Source organism: Pandoraea oxalativorans (assembly GCF_000972785.3).
Lineage (GTDB): Bacteria > Pseudomonadota > Gammaproteobacteria > Burkholderiales > Burkholderiaceae > Pandoraea > Pandoraea oxalativorans.
In genome coordinates this window covers 3,165,651-3,184,380 of record NZ_CP011253.3, presented here as the reverse complement: position 1 = coordinate 3,184,380, position 18,730 = coordinate 3,165,651, and the positions used below count along the sequence as shown (strand labels likewise).

Genomic DNA, 18,730 nt, shown 5'->3' with positions numbered 1-18,730 from the left:
CAGAAATGGCAAAGCACGGGGCTCCATTTGCATGGGGCCCCGTGACAGTCAGTGTCTATTATAAAATCCCTGCTTTATCCTTACCTGCGTATTATCGTGAGCGACCGACTTTTTGCCGTGATCCCGTGTGCCGGGGCTGGTGTGCGCGCCGGGGCCGACGTGCCCAAGCAATACCGAAGCGTCGGCGGACGTCCCATGCTTCACTATGCGCTCGCCGCGTTCGACGCCTGTTCCGAATTCGCGCAGACCGTGCTGGTGCTGGCGCCGGACGACAATCATTTCGACGGACGACGTTTCGGCACGTTGCGTTTTGCCGTGCGCCGCTGCGGCGGCCCGTCGCGCCATGCGTCGGTGCTGGGCGGGCTTCAGGCGCTCACCGAGTTCGGCGCGCAGGACACCGACTGGGTGCTCGTGCACGATGCGGCGCGTCCCGGCATTACGCCTGAACTGATCCGTACGCTCGTGGGCGCGCTGCGCGACGATCCCGTCGGCGGTATTCTGGCGCTGCCCGTCGCCGATACGCTCAAGCGTGAACAGCCCCCGGTCGAGAAGGGCAAGCTCGCGGCGATTCAGGCGACCGAGTCGCGCGATGGGCTCTGGCAGGCGCAGACGCCTCAGATGTTCCGTCTCGGCATGCTCCGCCATGCGCTGGAAGACGCGCTCGCCGCCGGGGCCGAAGTCACCGACGAGGCCAGCGCCATCGAGCGCATCGGCCACGCGCCGAAGCTCGTACGCGGCAGCCTGCGCAACTTCAAGGTGACGTATCCCGAAGATTTCGCACTGGCCGAGGCATTCCTCGGCACCGCCAAACCGGCCTGAGCATCGACCTTCCGACGTGAATTGACGTACCGTATTTCCGCCCCTGGCGATTTCAAGATTCCACATGACTGAACAAGCTGTTTCTCCTGTTTCGCTGGCTGCGCTGTCCAAACTCCGTATCGGTCAGGGCTACGACGTGCATGCGCTCGTGCCGGGCCGTGCGCTGATCATGGGCGGCGTGACCATTCCGTTCGAGCGCGGCCTGCTGGGCCACTCGGACGCCGACGTGCTGCTGCATGCGATCACCGATGCAGTGCTCGGTGCCGCTGGGCTGGGCGACATCGGCCGTCACTTCCCGGATACCGATCCGACGTTCAAGGGTGCGAACAGCGTCGTTTTGCTCAAGGAGGCGATGCGCCGCGTGCGTGAGCAAGGTTACGAGATCCTGAACGTCGATTGCACCGTCATCGCACAGGCCCCGAAGCTCGCGCCGCATATCGCAGCGATGACGCAGTCGATTGCGGATGCGCTGGGCGTGAGCGTCGCGCAGGTGAATGTCAAGGCGAAGACCAACGAAAAGCTGGGCTACCTCGGACGTCAGGAAGGCATTGAAGCGCAAGCGGCGGCGTTGCTGATCGGACGCTAATGTTGCCGAGGTTCGCGTAAGTCTCTGACCTTACCGTCAGTCGGACAAACGGCGCTACCGGGTTCGTCCGGTAGCGCCGTTTTTGTTTGGCGACGACGTATCGACGCTTATGCAGCTTATGCAGCTTATGCCACTTATGCCACTTATGCAGCTTCGGCAGCGATCACCTGAGCCGCAGCATTGATGACGGCGGCGATACGGCCGATGTCACGCAATTGCGCGGTGCTCATGCCATGCTCGGCGCTGAGCAGCTGCGCGTGCGACTTCACGCAGAAGTGGCACTTGCCGACGATGGACGCGGCCAGCGCGTACATCTCGAAGCGGCGCTGGTCGACACCGCCGCGCGTGGCGTAACCATTCATGCGCAGCTGGGCCTTTTCGTTCTTGAGCTCGGCGTTGTCGGCCATCTCGAGATACGGATACCAGGTGTTGTTCATGCCCATGAGCGCGGCCGCGGTCAACGCGCCTTCCAGCTCTTCCGGGGCCAGCACGCCAGCTTCGCGAATTGCCTTGACGAGCGGCTGGCTCTTGGCCGCAAACGCAGCGGCGAGGGCCACGCCGACGGCGTCGTTGCCTTCCAGCGAGGAGCGGACGATGGTGCCGTCGAGGTTCAGGCGGATGTCCTTGGCGTAGTCAGGGATCTGCGCCTTAATCGCGGTGATGAATTCCATAAATTTCTCCTATTGCTTTGGGCTGAAAAAGCCCGCTTGCGCGGGCTTCGGGAGACGCTTAGAGCGTTTCACCGCCGACTGCACGGTTGCACGGGCAGAGTTCGTCCGTTTGCAGACCATCCAGAATACGCAGCACTTCTTCCGGGTTACGGCCGACGTTCAGGTTGTTCACCGAAACGTGCTGGATGACGTTGTCCGGGTCAACGATGAACGTTGCACGCAGCGCCACGCCAGCTTGCTTGTCACGCACGCCCAGTTGGTCGATCAGAGCACCGGTCGTGTCGCCGAACGAGTAGTGGTTCAGCTTGTTCAGGTCCTTGTGCTCACGGCGCCATGCCAGCTTCACGAATTCGTTGTCGCCCGAGCCGCCGAGCAGCACTGCGTCACGATCCGAGAAGTCGTTAGCCAGCTTGCCGAATTCCACGATTTCGGTCGGGCACACGAAAGTGAAGTCCTTCGGGTAGAAGTAGATGATCTTCCACTTGCCCGGGAACGAGGCTTCGGTGATCGTTTCGAAAGCCGACACGCCGTTTTCTTCGTGGTTGTTGAAACCAGGCTTGGCCGCTTCGACCGAGAACGCTTCGAGTTTATCGCCGACAGTCTTCATCGATTACTCCTAAATTAGTGCGGTTTATGTCGTGATGCCAAAAGGACATCAAAACTGGCAACTGACCGAGTTCACGCGATCCCGGTCAACTAAAGCAGTATACGCTATCGATATTATGATGGCAATAGCTTATTTTTATGCGGGGGATAGTTAAAACAAATCCCGTCGATAGGATTTTGCGGCTTCGGGCGAGGCCAAACCTTGAGGATAGCCAAATTTTCGCCCGATCACATCAAACACTTATTTAGCAAGCGGAAATGACACCGTGATTTCAAGGCCGGAGCCGGGGTGCACGTTACGCAGCGAGGCGTGACCTTTGTAGCGCGTTGCGATGCGCTGCACGATGGCCATGCCCAGGCCTGTCCCGTCGGCCTTCGTGCGGGCGGTGTCCACACGATAGAAGGGACGGAACACGAGGTGCAATTGTTCCTCGGGGATACCCGGGCCGGTATCGCGCACGCGCATCTCGACGCGTTCGCCGAGCACGCGCGTGGAGATGTGGATGTTGGCGATGTCGGTTTGCGCATCGCGGCCGTACTTGCGAGCGTTTTCGATCAGGTTCGTGAGCAGACGCTTGAGGTCCGTGCGCTCGGCCAGTATCAGCGCCGTATCGGCAAGTTCGACGCTGATGTTGACCTCGTCGCGCCCTTCGAAAGCGCTTGCCGCATCGCGCGCGATTTCGGATAGGTCCACGGCCTGTGCCGCGCGCGAAGCGGGGCGGGCGTAATCGAGGAAGCGTCCGATGATCTCGTCCATTTGCTCGATGTCGCTGATCATGTCGCGCTTTACCGTTTCGTCCGACGGGCTCATTTCTGTCTCGAGACGCAGGCGTGCGAGCGGAGTACGCAGATCGTGCGAGATACCGGCGAGCATCAGCGCACGGTCGGCTTCGAGTCGGTCGAGTTCCTCCACCATCTGATTGAAACTTCGGTTGGCCTCGGCCGCTTCGCCCATGCCGCGCTCGGGCAAGGGGTCGGGGCGCTGACCTTCGCCGATGGCGCGGGCTGCGTGGGCGAGTCGTGCGAACGGCCGGTTCACGAGCGCCGTTATGAACGCCGCGCCGATGAGCGAGAGGGCGAGCGCGAACGTCCCCCAACTGAAGAGTTGAAGGCCTGTCGCCGTGTCGATCCGGTCTTGCTCGATGGCGACCCAGTAGTCGTCTTCATCGATCTTGAAGCTGATCCACATGGCGGGGATCTCGTTGACCGAGGCGGCGATGACGGTGTCGGTGCCGAGGCGGCGCTGTACGTCGCGCACGATCAGGTCCTGCACGACGCCGCTGGGTTGCTTCTCGATCGAATCGGCCGGTTCGCGCGGATAGACGCGAATGCCTTCGTTACTTTCCAGATCTTGCAGCAGCGCGCGGCGCAGGTCCGGCTCGGAATAGAGCAGGGCGGTGCGCGTGAGTTTGACGATGGAGACGAGTTGCTGTGCGACGCGCTGCGCGCGCGGCTCGCGTTCGATTACGCGAAAGCTCTGATACCACGCGGCGAGGCTGACGCCGATGAGTAGTGCGATGAGGAAAAAGGTACGCCAGAACAGACCGCCGAACAGCCCGCGTACCATCCGAATCGGATGCATGGGGTTGCTCCGTCTAATGCGTGACGTCGGCGGGTCGGAAAGTCCGAAGCGCGCAAGATTCGAAATGACGGAGACTCATGGGCGCCAGGGCAGACGACATGAATTGCGGGAATTGCGAAGTGAGGCAAGACAAGACGCCGGTGCGCGAATGGATCGCGACCGGCGTCGTTTTACAGCGCGCGACGTGATGCGCGATCACGCGCCGCCGTCCGGGATGAAGACGTAGCCGAGGCCCCACACCGTCTGAATGAAGCGGGGGCTGCCCGGGTCCGGTTCGATGAGCTTGCGCAGACGCGAGATCTGCACGTCGAGGCTCCGGTCGAAGACCTCGTATTCGCGACCGCGCGCGAGCTCCATGAGTTTTTCCCGCGAGAGCGGCTGACGCGGGTGACGTGCGAAGACCTTGAGGACGGAGAACTCGCCGGTGGTCAGGGCAATTTCCTGGCCGTTCTTGGTGAGGGTGCGCGTAGCGAGGTTCAGGGCGAAGTCGCCGAACTCGAAGGTTTCCATCGTTTCGCTGGGCGCACCCGGGAGTTCGGGCGGGGCCTGACGACGCAGAACGGCGTGAATGCGCGCGACGAGTTCGCGCGGATTGAAAGGTTTGGGAAGATAGTCGTCGGCGCCCATCTCGAGGCCGACGATACGGTCGACATCCTCGCCTTTGGCCGTTAACATGATGATCGGCGTGCGGTCATTCGCGCCACGCAGACGGCGGCAAATAGAGAGACCGTCTTCACCGGGGAGCATCAGGTCCAGCACGAGCAAGTCGAAGCGCTCGCGCACCCAAAGCTTGTTCATGGCCGTTGCATTTTCGGCCACAAAGACATTGAAACCCTGTTCCCCGAGGTAACGACGAAGCAGGTCGCGCAGGCGCGGATCGTCGTCGACAACCAGAATTTTGGGAGAGTTTTTGTTTTCCATGCCACGTATCTTAGCCCGAAATGTTGCGAACTGAGGAGGCCGCCAAAGCGGGTTACAAAGGGTTACACAATTTACCCTACGGCTTGTGCGCTGACCATAGGCAGTGGGTACACTTGCACCCCTGCCAGGGCAAAAACAGCCGCATGGCATGAAGGACATACGCACAAGATGAGATGGGCTGCTGAGTTTACGCTACTGTTCGGGGGAATCATGCTCTGGGGACACCTGGGCGTGACCTATGCCCGTCCCGTCGCACATTTCAGTACGCAGCATCAGGGCGCGAGTGTCTCTCAGATTCAACGCGCGGCCCCCGCACCGTCGCCGCGCAACCCCGCCAAGAATGCCCCGGCGAGCGATCCCAACGCAGATCGCCGCAACGACGACCTCCCGAATACGCCGCCCGGGCGACGTCCCAATGGACATATGTCGTCGGAAGACCGACGATTGCTGCGTCAACACATTCAAGACGCCGTGCGTGAACTGTATAGTCACTGACACGACGCTCGCGTGTCCCGTATCCGATTGTTCGGGCCAGATGGGAAACGCCGCGAACGCTTCTTCCGAAAACGCCAGTGACGCCACTTTGACGAGAGCGTGACATGAAGCAAAACCGAACCCCGCCAGCCTCTGCCGACGCTGGCTTTTTTTGCGTCCGCAATGCCGAGTCAGGCGATGGATTGCCTGTTTCGATGGCGTCGCCCGGGACGGACGGAGTATCGGCGCCTTCGGTCGTGTCTCTATCGTCACTATTAATCAGCGCGAAATTCCTTTGTGTGCGTTTGACGGTTCTCTCGGGAGCGGCAGCGGCGGCTTGCCTTGCGTCGCCGGTCGCCTATGCATCCGGCTCGCGTCATGCGGATGCGCAACACGTCGCCCAGCCGGTGCGTACCCGGACATCGAAGTCGGCGACGCCCGGCGTCGATGCATCCCGCCGCGAACTGACGGCCGATGAAGCGCGCTACCTGCTCACGCGCACCGGCTACGCGCCCGACGCCCGCGAACTGGCGCCCTTCGTCGGCCTGACTCGTGCGCAGGCTGTCGACCGGCTGCTGGAGCAGACACGCCGCACAGCGGTTACGCCGCCTCCGGCGTGGGTCTCGGAGCCGCCGTTGGCCAGTGTGCAGGACAAGGGCATGACCGATGCGCAGCGCCGTGAGCTCAATGAGCGTCGCAATCGCATGTCGGCGTCGCTCAAGGCGTGGTGGGCGCAGGAGATGGCGACGACGCCATCGCCGCTGACCGAACGCATGACGATGTTCTGGCATAACCACTTCGTTTCGAGCGACGACAAAGTGCGTGAACCGGCCGTGCTCTATCGCCAGAACGTGCTGCTTCGCGCGAACGCGCTGGGCAACTTCGGCGTGATGCTGCACGAGGTGTCGAAGGATCCCGCGATGCTCATCTATCTGGATGGCGCGAACAGCCGCAAGGGGCGTCCCAACGAGAACTTTGCGCGTGAGGTGATGGAGCTGTTCACGCTGGGCGAAGGGCATTACACCGAGCAGGACGTGCGCGAGGCGGCGCGCGCCTACACCGGATGGAGCATCGACAGGTCGACGATGACCTACGTCTGGCGTGCCAATTTCCACGATACTGGCGTGAAGACGGTGCTGAACCGGACGGGCGACTTCGACGGCGATCAGGTGCTCGACGTTTTGCTGGCGCGCCCCGAAACCGCAATGCTCATCACCGGCAAACTGTGGCGCGAATTCGTGTCGCCGACGCCCGACCCGGTGCAGGTTGAACGGATTGCCGCGACGTTCCGCGAGAGCGGCTACGACATTCGTGTCGCGTTGCGCGCCTTGCTGCTCACGTCGGCATTTTGGGATGCGCGTGCGCGGGGTGCGCTGGTGAAGTCGCCGTCCGAGTTCGTGACGGATGCGGTGCGTCAGTTCGACATCGGCTATGACGATCCGCAGATGCTCGCGCAGCAGATGCGTGTGCTCGGGCAGGATCTGTTCCGTCCGCCGAACGTGAAGGGCTGGCCGGGTGGCGATGCGTGGATCGACAGCACCACGCTGCTCGCGCGCAAGCAGTTCGTCGAGCGCATGTTCCGCGCGACGGAGAACGCCAATGCCGGTGGCCCGTCGATGACAGTGCCGTCCCAGTCGGCGGGGCCGGGCGTGCAGCGTGCGGCGTTACGCCCCGCGCAGCCGATGCCGAGAACGGTGGCGGGCGTGCGTTTCGATCTGTCTCGGTGGCTGCAGCCCTATTCGCTCGGGCCGGTTGACGTGCCCGACGTGGACGCGCGCGAGTCCTTGCAGCGTGCTGTGTTGCCCCTTTCCCCGGCGGCACCGCAAACGCAGGGCGTCAACAGTGCGGCGTTTCTGCAAGCGCTATTGATGGACCCTGCATATCAGTTGAAGTGATGGAAACGATGATGGCGATCGCGAAGACTGTTGCGATGGGAACGAATATGACGACATGGGCGTTCGGGGGAGTTCCGGCGACTGAGACGATTCGGGCGCTTGGGACGCCCGGCGATGGCGAGTTGGGTGACAGGTAGATTTGCGACTTGCGCTCGGGCGGTGAGTCCGGGCGGGTCATGAGAGGTGTGAGATGCGTCGACGTGATTTTCTAACGTTCGCTGGTGGTCTCGGTGCGGCTTGGCTTGCGCCGACACCGGTGTTGGCCGCTGCGCGCGATCTGGCCGGGATATTGCCGGGCGGTGGCGGCAACTACGGCAACTTGCTGATCCTGATCGAGCTTAAGGGGGGTAACGATGGGTTGAATACCGTCATCCCTTATGCGGACGCAATGTATGCGAGCTTGCGTCCGACGATTGGCATCAAGCGCGAGCAGGTGGTGCAGTTGGACGAACACAGTGGTTTGCATCCGGAGATGCGCGCTTTGTTGCCGATGTGGCAGGCGAACGAGTTGGCGATTGTGCAGGGGGTGGGGTATCCGCAGCCGAATCTTTCGCACTTCCGGTCGATTGAGATCTGGAATACGGCGTCGCGCTCGGATGAGTATTTACGTGACGGGTGGTTGTCGCGTGCGTTCGCGGAGCAGGCGGTGCCGTTTGGTTTCGACGCCGATGGTGTGATTGTCGGCAGTGCGGAGTTGGGGCCGTTGAGCGGTGGGGCGCGAGCGGTGACGCTGACGAATCCGGCGCAGTTTTTACGCGATGCGAGTCTGGCGTCGACGAATGCGGCGCAGGTGAGCAATCCCGCGTTGGCACACGTGCTGCGGGTGGAGAACGACATCGTGAAGGCCGCGGACGGTTTGCGTCCACGCCAGGGGCAGTATGTTTTGCGCACGCCGATGCCGCAGGGGGCATTCGGCAACGTGGTGAAGACGGCGTTGCAGGTGGTCGCTGCGGCGGATTCGCCTGCGGGTGTGCCGCAGCCGGGGCGTGGCGTGGCGGTGTTGCGTCTCACGCTCAATGGTTTCGATACACACCAGAACCAGATGGGTCAGCAGGCGAACCTGTTGCGTCAGTTGTCGCAGGGGATGATGGCGTTGCGGGCCGGGCTGACGGAGTTGAACCGGTGGCAGTCGACGATGATCGTGACATATGCCGAGTTCGGACGGCGTCCGCGTGAAAATCAGAGTGGCGGGACGGATCACGGCACGGTCGCGCCGCACTTCATTGCGGGTGGACGTGTGCGTGGGGGCCTGTATGGCGAAGCGCCGAGACTGGATCGGCTGGATGGCAACGGCAACTTGCCGTTTGCCGTCGATTTCCGCGACATCTACGCGACGGTGCTGCAGCGCTGGTGGGGTTTGAACCCGCAACCCGTGCTGGGTGGCGCCTTCAAGCCGTTGGATGTGATGCGGGTTTGAGTGGTGGAGGGGGTGACGGCGTGGGCTGTGATTCGAGCCCACGGTCGGTGTCAGGGGTAGGGCGCTCAAGCTCAGCGCGCTCGCCACGCACGCCAGAATTTGCGCAGCGGCGTGAGGTCGATGCGCTGATGGAGCACTTTATAGTCACTCGCGGCGACTTCGTCCATCAATGCCAATTGCAGCGCGGCGAGGGCAAGTAGCGGACGTTGCTTGCGACGATCCTGTTTAGGGATTGCGGCGGCGGCGTCGGTGATGGCCCCGCGTGCGCGTGCGTGCTGGAACTTCATGAGCTCGACGAAGGCGGGCGAGTACTTGCCGTTCTGAATGTCGGCGGCGGTGACGCCGAAGCGCTGAAGTTCGTCGATGGGGAAATAGACGTAGCCGGAGCGCGCGTCGACACCGGCGTCGGTGACACGTCGACCGAGCGTGATGGCGTGACCTAGGGCGCGGGCGAGGGTGGGCGTTTGCGGGTTGTCGAAGCCGTAGACTTTGGACGTGAGTTCTGCGGGGGCACCACCGGCGGCGTCGCAATAGTGTGTGAGGCCGGCGAAGTCGAGATAGCGCATCTGCGAGAGATCCATCTCGGCGCCGTGCAGGACGGCTTCGAAAGCTTCGCGCGAGAGCTTGCTGTTCTCCACGACGGAAAGGAGGGCTCGCGTGACCGGATGTGCGGGGTTGCCTGCAAAGAGGCGCGCCAGTTCCTGACGCCACCAGTCGAGCTTGGCGTGTGCGACGCCGGGGTCATGAACGGCCGAGTGGATATCGGCGATTTCCTGACAAAAGGCGTGGACGGCATAAGCGGCGTCGCGCTTGGACGGCGGCAGTTGGAGCAGGGCGTAATAGAGCGCGTATCCGGGCGGGCCTGCTTTTTGGCGGCAGTACGCGTTGGCCTGGGTGATGTTGGCGGGGGAGCCGGAGGCGTCGTCGGCGGTCTCGTGGGGTTGCATGCGAATGGGGTATCGGTTTGGCCAGGTGCCCGGAAATCGGTGCGTAGGCGCTTAGGCGCGTAAGTGCGCACTCGGGCAGAAGCCATGAATTGGTGCGAATTCTAGCATTGCGAGCCGACCGGGCGCCTGGGATCGAGTGGGCTCGGGCGGAGATTGCCGGTCGAAATCGGTTCGTGTAGAATACACGCCTGCTTTGACGCATGCAGTGGGGCGGCGACAAGTCGCCCTTTTTCATGTCCGACAGGACGCATGCATGTCGTCGACCCGATGCCGGGATGTCGCACCTAAAAGGTACGACGCCCACGGGCTGCGAGGATGGCGAAATTGGTAGACGCACCAGGTTTAGGTCCTGACGCCCGAAAGGGTGTAGGGGTTCGAGTCCCCTTCCTCGCACCAACTTTCCGTTTTGGCATCGGTTTCGTAGGTCTCACTTCTTCCTGATAGATATCAGCTCCCGCCACCTAGCGTTGGCATTCGGCCTTCGTTGCGTCTCGCGTGTGGTTCCTCGTTGGGTCTAGCTACGCATTCCGCACACATCCGCGTCGATCGTTCGCGCTGGCTCATAGTCTTTGTCCTAGTTTTCGCTAACGCTGTTTGACTCGTATCGCATACGTCGAACTGGCGAAACTCAGCATTGGCGCTGGTTTTCGGGAAGCACGCGAGTTGTAGGTCGTACGGGCCTATCCGTCGCTCAATCCCTACGCCCCCTATCCGACGGCCAGCACCGTAGACTTTGTTCATGCATGGCAGTCCCCTGTCGTGTGTGTCGTGAGAGGAAGTGCTTGCCCCGGCATTGACGAATGCCGGGGCTTTTTTATGTCCGGGTGGTGTACGGGAATTTTCGGTCGCCTTTGGTCTTCTTCTTAGATTTCCCTTGTCGGTCGACGCATGGTGTTGATCGTTCGATCCCGTCGAACCCGCATGCGGCGGCGCTATCGGCGGAATTCGATTTCATGATGTCGTCGTCAATACCGTGTCCCCACATTGCGGATGTGAGCCGCGAGTGGTGCCGCTCACTACACTCGCTCTTGCATGGTCGCTCCTTCCCGTCCATGTGGCAGTCTTTTCCCCGACGATCTCGCCGTCGGGGCTTTTTTCGCGTTATGCGATCACGGCATTAATGGGCGTGAGCAAGATTCAATCACTCCCACTCGAATGCCTTCTTCTTCCACTCATAAGCGAAGCCGAGGACCAATACCCCAAGAAACACGATCATCGCCACCAGACTCACCATGCCTGCTTCGCGCAGTGAGACCGCCCAGGGGATGGTGAAGGCCAGTTCAATGTCGAAAATGATGAAGAAGATTGCGACGCGATAAAAGCGGACGTCGAACTTCTTGCGTGCGTCACCGAAGGCGTTGAATCCGCATTCGTAAGGGGAGTTTTTTGCATCGTCGGGCCTGCTTGGCCGGATGGGTTTTGCTAAGAAGAGTAAGCCCACCCCCATCAGTAATGCCACGACGAGAAAGAGAAGTGCTGGGTAGTATTCTGAGACGTCCATCAATCGATCCAATCAAAGGAAGCGTGTGCCCTTGTCAACGCAAACGTGCGAGCGCATACGTTCGCACAAGCCAACCGGCGCATCGAAGTGAATCCCAAACCGAGTCATAGGCCACACCAACGCGAGTCACGCAAGCGCCTCGCCGGTTCGAAAGACTCAAAACGAGGTCGTCGTTTACGACGACAGTTTCATGAGGATCAGGCCGCTGACAATCAACGTTGCGGCGGCGATGCGGGCGGTGGTGACACTTTCGCCAAGCGCGAAAATGCCGACGACAAATGCGCCAACGGCACCGATGCCAGTCCAGATCGTGTAAGCCGTGCCCAGCAGAAGGGATTTCATGGAAACCGATAGCAAACCAAAGCTAGCGGCCATCGTCACGAGCGTGACTACAGAGGGGATGAGCTTCGTGAAGCCGGCAGACTGCTTCATCGTGTAAGCCCAGAGGACTTCCAGTACACCTGCAAGCGTGAGATAGATCCAAGCCATATGGCTCTCCAAAAAAGAGCCGGGCCGTCCCGGAGTGTCTCGTCACAGGTGAGGTCGTCCTCACGCCCGTCACTATACGAGTTCAACCAATTCTGCGCAATGTCTCCACGGTTTATCCGAGATTGATGGGTAGGATCGCTGACGACAGATGATCAGGATCGTCATTGGCATGTCGCCAGTGTGCCCTGAATGGTCGGAGCAGCGATGGAGTACCCCGGAAATCAGGACATGCGCGAGGCCATCGAGCGCCTCGCCGCTGCAATGGACAAGTCCCGCAAAGAACTCGACAGTCTCGCCAGACGCGACGTCGCACTGCGCGCACGGTATCGCACCTCAGTCGCACGCGTCGCAGAGCGCGCCATTCCCGATCTCCGTCACCGAACGCTCGAACAATTGCTCACCGACCATCGACTCTTTGTCGACGCCGCGGTGCTCGACGTCTTCGCCCGAAATGGCGTCATGGCCCGGATACTCAACACGCGCCGGTACGTTGCGTCGGTAAGTTCGCTGCGCGATAGTTTTTGCGACTACATCGGTCGCTCCGGCGCGTCTTCGTTTGCGTCGGCGCGTGCGGAAATCGCTGCAATCGAAGTCTTGATGGTGCGTGCCCGAGCCGAAGAGGCGGATGCCGCTGGTGTGCTCGCCGGTATGCGCAGTGTCCTTGCCAACGACATCCCGATTCCTGACGAACTTATCCCCGATATCCGGCTTGTCTGCCGTGCGCGTTCCAGAAAGTCGGCGAGCGTCACGACACCCACCGAGATGATGCGCGGCGCGCTAACGATCGAATGACCTCACCTCATCCAATCCTGAGCATAGGAATCTCCGTCGATAGCGCGTCGATAGCACAGCGCGTCTTCGAAGGCAGATAGGGCGACTTCGGCCACACCACGTGAATCGCTTGCGGACGCACCCCGCAACGGCTGCGCACCACCACCAACCGCCCTGCCGCGGCATGCTGCTCCAGAAACCAGCAGGGCAAATACACCAGCCCCAGCCCGGCAATCCCCGCATCGGCAATCGCCTGAACATCGTCGAGACTTAGCTGACGGGTAATCTGCAACGCGTGCTCGACGCCGTCGTCGTCGAGCATGTGCCACCGCGCCATCGACCCGCTGCGCGAATACGAGATGCCTGTGTGGTCGGCGAAATCGTCCGGCGCGACGGGCATGCCGTGCTCCGCCAGATAGGAAGGAGACGCGCCGATGCTCATGTACTGTGTGCCGATGCGCCGGGCGTCGAGCGTAGTGTTATCGCGTAGCTCGCCGATGCGCACCGCCAGATCGATGTTCTCCTCGATGAGGTCGACGCTTCGGTCGGAAAACGAAATGTCGATTTGCAGCTTGGGATGCTGACGCGCCAGCCCGAACAACACCGGCGCCACGCACTGATGACCAAACGCAATCGGCACGCTCACACGCAGTCGTCCGCGCGGCTCGCTCAAGCCGCTCTCGACCTCCGCGGCGCCTGCATCGAGTTCGGCCAACGCCCGCACGCAGCGCTCGTAATAGACACGTCCCGCCTCCGTGAGCGTATGGCTACGCGTCGTGCGATGAAGCAGACGCACGCCGAGCCGCGCTTCCAGTCGCGATATCACCTTGCCGATGGCCGAACGCGTCAGATGCATGCGCTCCGCCGCGAGCGTGAAACTGCCAGCTTCGATGACCTGAACGAAGACGGCCACACCGTCGAGTTTGTTCGTCATATTGGGTCTTTAAAGTTGCGTATTGCGGGAAGAAATATCAGTAATCGGGAATCTTGTTCCCGATATATTACCTCTGACTTCATTCTCGTTCGCGAATCCCATGACACCCTCTCGCACGTCCCAGAACGCTCTAGCGCTTGCCGCCGTCTGCCTGACATCGCTGATGTTCGGCCTTGAAATCTCTAGCGTGCCGACCATCCTCTCCACGCTGGAACGTGTACTGCCTGCGGATTTCCGGGAAATCCAATGGATCATGAACGCCTACACGCTCGCCTGCACCACCGTGTTGATGGCGACAGGATCGCTCGCGGACCGGTTCGGACGACGTCGCGTCTACGTCATCAGCATCGTGGTGTTCGCGCTGACGTCGCTCGCCTGCGGGCTGGCGCAGAGCGCGCCGGTACTCATCGTCAGCCGCTTCCTTCAGGGGATGGGCGGGGGCGCGATGCTGATCTGTCAGGTCGCGGTGCTTTCGCACCAGTTCCGCGAGGGACGTGAGCGCAGCAAGGCGTTCGGCGCGTGGGGCATCATCTTCGGCATCGGTCTGGGTTTCGGCCCGATCATCGGCGGCATGATTGTCGCTGTGGCCGACTGGCAATGGGTCTTCCTCGTGCACGTGGTGCTGTCCATCGTCGCACTGGGGCTCGTGTTCGTCGGTGTTCAGGAGTCTCGCGATCCGCATGCGAACTATCTCGACGTGCCGGGTATCGTCACGCTGTCGCTCGCCACGTTCGGTCTCGTGTACTTCATCACGCAAGGGCCGGATCTCGGCATGGGCAGTCCGCAGGCGCTGGGCATCGCAGCGGCGACGCTCGTCAGTTTCATCGCGTTTCTCTGGATCGAGAAGCGAAGCCCGCGGCCGATGTTCGACTTCTCCGTGTTCCGCATCCGACGCTTCTCCGGCGCGATGTTCGGTTCGATGGGCATGAACTTCAGCTACTGGTCGTTCATGATCTATCTGCCGATCTACTTCCAGGGCGCGCTCGGTTACAGCAGCGTGAACGCGGGGCTGTCGCTGCTGGCGTACACGTTGCCGACGCTCGTGATGCCGCCGTTCGCCGAGCGTCTGTCGTTGCGCATCGACGCCCGCCGTGTCATTCCGCTCGGTCTGTTTACCATCGGCCTCGGCTTCCTGTTGATGAAGATCGGCTCAGGCATGGCCCATGCCAGCTGGCTCACGATGCTGCCCGGCAGCCTGCTTTGCGGCGTGGGCCTGGGCATGACGAATACGCCCGTCACCAACACCGCCACCGGCGCCGTGTCGGCCAATCGCGCAGGGATGGCGTCGGGGATCGACATGAGCGCGCGGCTGATCAGCCTCGCCATCAACATCGCGCTGATGGGCTTCATTCTGCTAAAGGGGGTCACCACGTCGCTGGCAAACGCATTGCCGGGCATCTTCGACGCGGTGTCGCTGCGCACGCTCGCCGAGAAAGTGGCTGCCGGAAGTCTCCAACATCTCGCGCAAAGCAATGCGGCGCTCGCGGCAGCGGATCCGCAGGGACAGGTCGTGCAAGCGGCGCTGGTGCACGGCTTCGGTTGGGTGATGGCGTACGGCGTGGTAGGGGCGTGGGTGCTCGCGCTGCTGAGCGTGGTGGCGTTCGGGGCGGGCGGGCGCGACGTCGAGCGGGGACGCGAGCCGACGTCAGCCGCCGCCGAGCGCGTGTGCGAGCCGACGCTGTAAGGCTCAGGCGCTAGCCTGTTACAGCGCTTTCGCCCGAGTCCGGTATGCCTTGAGCTGAGGAAAAGTCTCCTCGTCCAGCGAACCGAATTCGCCGCGCTGGTAGGCCGACATCCGGTCGTTGAGCTGTTCGACCGTGTTCATGACGAAGGGGCCATGTTTCGCCAGCGGTTCACCGAGCGCCGGTCCGGACAACACCACAAAGTGGCAGTCCGGCCCGGCAAGCAAACCGATGGCGAGGACGTCGGTCGTCGCGCGCTTGCTCAAGCCGACGGCGACCGCCTCGCCAGCGCTCAGTTTCCGCGTCGCGCCGTCGGCATCCACCTGCAAATGCCCTGAGATCACGCAGACGGTGGCATTCCAGCCGCGCGGCAAATCGTGGTGGAACGCGGCGTGATCCGTCAGGAACCCGTCGAGCAGGGTGAACGGTTGGGGAAGGTTGTCGTTCTTCTTCGCCGTCACCCCATTGCTTGTGCCCAGAACCACCCGCACGCGCACACCGGGCGACGCGACCTCGGGAATTTCGGTGGGTTCGACGTCGAACGCATAGGGCGCGTCGTACTTCTGCGACGCGGGCAGATTGACGAAGATTTGCAGGGCGTGCACATGGTGGTCGTCGCCTTCAGGTTGCTCGGTGTGCACCGCGCCGCGTCCGGCCGCGAACCAATGCAAAGCACCCGGCACGATAGGGCCGTGGTTGCCGAGCGAGTCGTAGTTGACGTGCGCGCCGACGGCGTCCTCGAACATGTAGGTCACCGCCGAAATCCCGGCATGCGGATGCGGTGCGAAGGTCGGGGCCGTCATGTGGAAATGATCCAGCATGACGACCGGGTCCATCAGGCCGCCACACGTCTGTTCGGCGAAATGCCTGGCGCGAAAGCCATCGCGAATGGTCATGTCGTGACCGCTCACGACGTCCGAAATCCGCACGAATTCGCTGCTATTGCCGACGTTGCTCATGTCATCTCCCCGCACTTTGAATGGGGTCCATCATAGCGACGCGCGTCATCACGGAATATAGGCGGTTCGGTAACTCGAAGTTACGCAGACGGAACAATCGCGATGGCGAATGCGGCTAACGCGTCAGAACCTGTAGCTCATCACCAGCTCCGCGCGACGGTCGTTGCCCAGCAGCCACTGCGTATTGTTGTAGTAGGCCGTTTGCACGTAGTGCCGGTTGAAGACGTTGTAGACGCGTCCGGTCAACGTGAGATCGCGGCGCGGCTTCCACGCGAGCGCCAGATCGACGGTCGTGTAAGACGGCAGCGTCAGCGTATTCGCGGTATCGGCGTAACGCTTGCCGACATACTTCAGCCCGCCGCTGGCCGTCCACGCCTGTGCGAAGCGCCAGCTCAGCCACAGATTCGCCATCTGCTGAGGCACGTTGACCGGAATGTTGCCCGCGCGCGAGACGGACACACCGCCCACGCTTTCGTCGAACTGATCGTACTTGGCGCGTAGCCACGTACCGTTGGCATCGATGCGCACGTTGCGTGTCAACTGCGCCCCCACGGTCAGCTCGACGCCGCGCGACGACTGCTGGCCAACTTGAAGACTCAGCGACGGATTGAGCGGGTCGACGGTGAGCAGATTGTTCTTGACGATCCGATAGACCGACAGCGTGCCGTCGACGCGGCCGTCGAGCCAATCCTGCTTCACGCCGAACTCGATGTGTTTGCCAGTCGCAAGATCGAACTTTGCCTTGGCCGGTGTGAGCGAGAGCAGCGACGTGATGGGGTCGGCAGCGACCGAGTACTGACCGTAAACGCTCGTGTTGGCGGTCACGTCATAGACCGTGCCCACGCGCCAGCCGGTGTAGCTGAGGTCCTTGGAAAAGGCGGCGCCTGCGATCAGATCGTCGCGGTTGATGCTGGCGTGGTCGTAGCGCACGCCGCCAATGACCGACCAGCGCGACGTGCCCTTCAGACGGTTTTCGGCAAAGAACGCGTATTGGTTTGCCTGCGAACGGTACTTGGGAAATGTGCCTGCCACGTTGACGAAGTTGCCGGGATCGGGGTTGTACAGATCGACGAGCGACGTGCCCGAGTAGGGCGAGTTATTCGTGTGCTGGAACGTCGTGTGATTGAACTCGAAGCCCGCCGACACGGTGTTTTCCATGCCGAATATGTGACCCTTGAGCGTCGCTGTCGTAACGTTGCCAATCTGTTCCTGATCGTGAAGGATCTCGGTGTAGCTGCTGCGCTGCACGAGGCCGCTTGAGGGGACATAGTTGTAGTACTCCGCGTCCTTGCAGTGACGCTTGCTCTTCATGCGATACAGCGTGCTCGTGATCGTGAGATTGTCTGTGGGACGCCACGTGGCCCCCAGCGTCGCCCAACTGTCACGAAAAGTGATGAGCGAGTCACCCACGTTGTAGTTCTTCCGATAAGTCGCCGGGTCCAGACGCCCGTTCACGAGCGGCACGCCGAAGTACTGCATCGGATGCTGATTGCCCTCGGCGAGCGTGGCCGTCACGGAAAAGCGTGGCGTGAAGTCGTACTTGATGGCGGCCGAGAACGACGCGTTGTGCGAGTTGCCTCGGTCGACCCAGTTGTTCGAACTGTTCGCGCTCGCGTCAAAGCGATAGGAAAGCTTGTCGTTGATCGCGCCGCCGCTGCCGAACGCCGCGCGGCCGGTCTTCTCGGTGCCGATGCCCAGCTGAATTTCGTTCTCGATCGGCGTCTGCTCGGGCTTCTTCGGCACGATGTTGACGACACCGCCGATGGCACCTTCGCCGTAGATGACCGACGCCGGGCCGCGCAGGATCTCGATCCGCTCCACAGACCATGTGTCGAACGGGAACGTGACGCCGATCGCGCCGTATGGACGCACGCCGTCGTAAAGCTGTGTCACCGACGCGCTACCGACGAAGCCGCGCGCGCCGAGTTCCGATCCGCCATTGCCCGGATGGGGCGATGCGTTGATGCCGGTCGCACGGCTGACGGCGTCGACGATGTTCGCGTCGCCGCGTTCCACCAGTTGCTGCCGGTCGATGACCTCTACGCTCGCAGGCGTCTCTTTGATCGAGAGGCCGAGCCGACTGCCGGTCTGTACCGGTTCGTCGAGCGGTTTCACGACGTCCGCTTGTACCTGCGTGGCGGGAAGTTCGACGTTTTGCGCGCTGGTCGTGATCGCGTTGTTGCTGTTGTCGGCGGCGTGCGCGAGGGCGCAGAGCGAGCCAATGGCCACCGCGATGGCGGTGCGCACTGGAATTGACGTTTTCATGACGCTTATATGAACGCCGCCCGGCTTGCAAGGTAATATCGTTGTGACATTGGACGAGAATTTGGTTGCAGGCTTATATCCGGCGTCTGCAGGCCAGCCTGCGCGCCCTGATGGAATTCGCCAAGAACGACCTCTACTGTCTAGCGCGCTCGAAGCGCACAGCGTCAATCAGGCTTACGTTCTTGCGGACCAACCTGTCTCGCCATCACAT

The 18,730-nt window shown here is 61.8% G+C and carries 16 protein-coding genes and 1 tRNA gene; 7 read left to right on the top strand and 10 right to left on the bottom strand.

What is annotated here, in order from left to right; all coding sequences use genetic code 11:
* Positions 1 to 96: 96 nt before the first annotated feature.
* Positions 97 to 819: a 2-C-methyl-D-erythritol 4-phosphate cytidylyltransferase gene (gene ispD, locus MB84_RS14085; RefSeq protein WP_046292234.1), complete on the top strand. Its 723-nt coding sequence runs from the start codon at positions 97 to 99 to the stop codon at positions 817 to 819.
* Positions 820 to 883: 64 nt separating this feature from the next.
* On the top strand, positions 884 to 1,405 hold the full coding sequence (ispF, locus tag MB84_RS14080) for a 2-C-methyl-D-erythritol 2,4-cyclodiphosphate synthase (protein WP_046292233.1): 522 nt from the start codon (positions 884 to 886) through the stop codon (positions 1,403 to 1,405).
* 143 nt (positions 1,406 to 1,548) lie between these two features.
* Here ispF and MB84_RS14075 read toward each other — a convergent pair whose 3' ends face one another.
* The 4 genes from MB84_RS14075 to ompR all read right to left on the bottom strand — a co-directional run bounded on the left by MB84_RS14075 (position 1,549) and on the right by ompR (position 5,185).
* Entirely contained in the window at positions 1,549 to 2,076 is a 528-nt protein-coding gene (locus MB84_RS14075) for a carboxymuconolactone decarboxylase family protein (RefSeq protein ID WP_046292232.1), read from the bottom strand.
* Positions 2,077 to 2,134: 58 nt separating this feature from the next.
* A complete protein-coding gene (locus tag MB84_RS14070; protein WP_046292231.1) occupies positions 2,135 to 2,683 on the bottom strand; it encodes a peroxiredoxin in 549 nt (182 codons plus the stop codon).
* Positions 2,684 to 2,923: 240 nt separating this feature from the next.
* Positions 2,924 to 4,264: an ATP-binding protein gene (locus tag MB84_RS14065; protein WP_157122729.1), complete on the bottom strand. Its 1,341-nt coding sequence runs from the start codon at positions 4,262 to 4,264 to the stop codon at positions 2,924 to 2,926.
* A 195-nt stretch (positions 4,265 to 4,459) separates the two neighbouring features.
* Positions 4,460 to 5,185 (bottom strand): osmolarity response regulator transcription factor OmpR, encoded by a 726-nt coding sequence (gene ompR / locus MB84_RS14060; RefSeq protein WP_010808867.1) that lies wholly within the window; start codon positions 5,183 to 5,185, stop codon positions 4,460 to 4,462.
* 881 nt (positions 5,186 to 6,066) lie between these two features.
* Here ompR and MB84_RS14050 point away from each other — a divergent pair.
* Both MB84_RS14050 and MB84_RS14045 read left to right on the top strand, forming a co-directional pair.
* On the top strand, positions 6,067 to 7,554 hold the full coding sequence (locus MB84_RS14050; protein WP_046293809.1) for a DUF1800 domain-containing protein: 1,488 nt from the start codon (positions 6,067 to 6,069) through the stop codon (positions 7,552 to 7,554).
* A gap of 190 nt (positions 7,555 to 7,744) precedes the next feature.
* Positions 7,745 to 8,971 (top strand): DUF1501 domain-containing protein, encoded by a 1,227-nt coding sequence (locus MB84_RS14045; RefSeq protein ID WP_046292230.1) that lies wholly within the window; start codon positions 7,745 to 7,747, stop codon positions 8,969 to 8,971.
* A gap of 71 nt (positions 8,972 to 9,042) precedes the next feature.
* On the opposite strand, the gene MB84_RS14040 is transcribed toward MB84_RS14045, so the two are convergent.
* The gene (locus MB84_RS14040; protein ID WP_046292229.1) at positions 9,043 to 9,918 is read right to left on the bottom strand and encodes a squalene/phytoene synthase family protein; all 876 of its coding nucleotides are present in this window, start codon (positions 9,916 to 9,918) and stop codon (positions 9,043 to 9,045) included.
* Positions 9,919 to 10,227: 309 nt separating this feature from the next.
* Here MB84_RS14040 and MB84_RS14035 point away from each other — a divergent pair.
* Positions 10,228 to 10,314: transfer RNA gene (locus MB84_RS14035), tRNA-Leu, on the top strand.
* A gap of 745 nt (positions 10,315 to 11,059) precedes the next feature.
* On the opposite strand, the gene ndhC is transcribed toward MB84_RS14035, so the two are convergent.
* The gene (gene ndhC, locus MB84_RS14030; protein WP_046292228.1) at positions 11,060 to 11,419 is read right to left on the bottom strand and encodes an NADH-quinone oxidoreductase subunit A; all 360 of its coding nucleotides are present in this window, start codon (positions 11,417 to 11,419) and stop codon (positions 11,060 to 11,062) included.
* A 174-nt stretch (positions 11,420 to 11,593) separates the two neighbouring features.
* Positions 11,594 to 11,908 (bottom strand): DMT family transporter, encoded by a 315-nt coding sequence (locus MB84_RS14025; protein WP_046292227.1) that lies wholly within the window; start codon positions 11,906 to 11,908, stop codon positions 11,594 to 11,596.
* Positions 11,909 to 12,112: 204 nt separating this feature from the next.
* Between MB84_RS14025 and MB84_RS14020 the strand changes: the two genes are divergently transcribed.
* Positions 12,113 to 12,700, top strand: a complete 588-nt coding sequence (locus MB84_RS14020; protein ID WP_157122728.1) for a hypothetical protein — start codon at positions 12,113 to 12,115, stop codon at positions 12,698 to 12,700.
* A gap of 7 nt (positions 12,701 to 12,707) precedes the next feature.
* On the opposite strand, the gene MB84_RS14015 is transcribed toward MB84_RS14020, so the two are convergent.
* Positions 12,708 to 13,613 carry a LysR family transcriptional regulator gene (locus tag MB84_RS14015; RefSeq protein ID WP_046292225.1) on the bottom strand — a complete coding sequence of 302 codons (906 nt, stop codon included), beginning with the start codon at positions 13,611 to 13,613 and terminating at the stop codon, positions 12,708 to 12,710.
* 100 nt (positions 13,614 to 13,713) lie between these two features.
* Between MB84_RS14015 and MB84_RS14010 the strand changes: the two genes are divergently transcribed.
* A complete protein-coding gene (locus MB84_RS14010; protein WP_046292224.1) occupies positions 13,714 to 15,297 on the top strand; it encodes an MFS transporter in 1,584 nt (527 codons plus the stop codon).
* Between the two features lie 18 nt (positions 15,298 to 15,315).
* On the opposite strand, the gene MB84_RS14005 is transcribed toward MB84_RS14010, so the two are convergent.
* Positions 15,316 to 16,254, bottom strand: a complete 939-nt coding sequence (locus tag MB84_RS14005; RefSeq protein WP_046292223.1) for a pirin family protein — start codon at positions 16,252 to 16,254, stop codon at positions 15,316 to 15,318.
* A 123-nt stretch (positions 16,255 to 16,377) separates the two neighbouring features.
* The gene (locus MB84_RS14000) at positions 16,378 to 18,519 is read right to left on the bottom strand and encodes a TonB-dependent receptor (RefSeq protein WP_046292222.1); all 2,142 of its coding nucleotides are present in this window, start codon (positions 18,517 to 18,519) and stop codon (positions 16,378 to 16,380) included.
* Between the last annotated feature and the right edge of the window lie 211 nt (positions 18,520 to 18,730).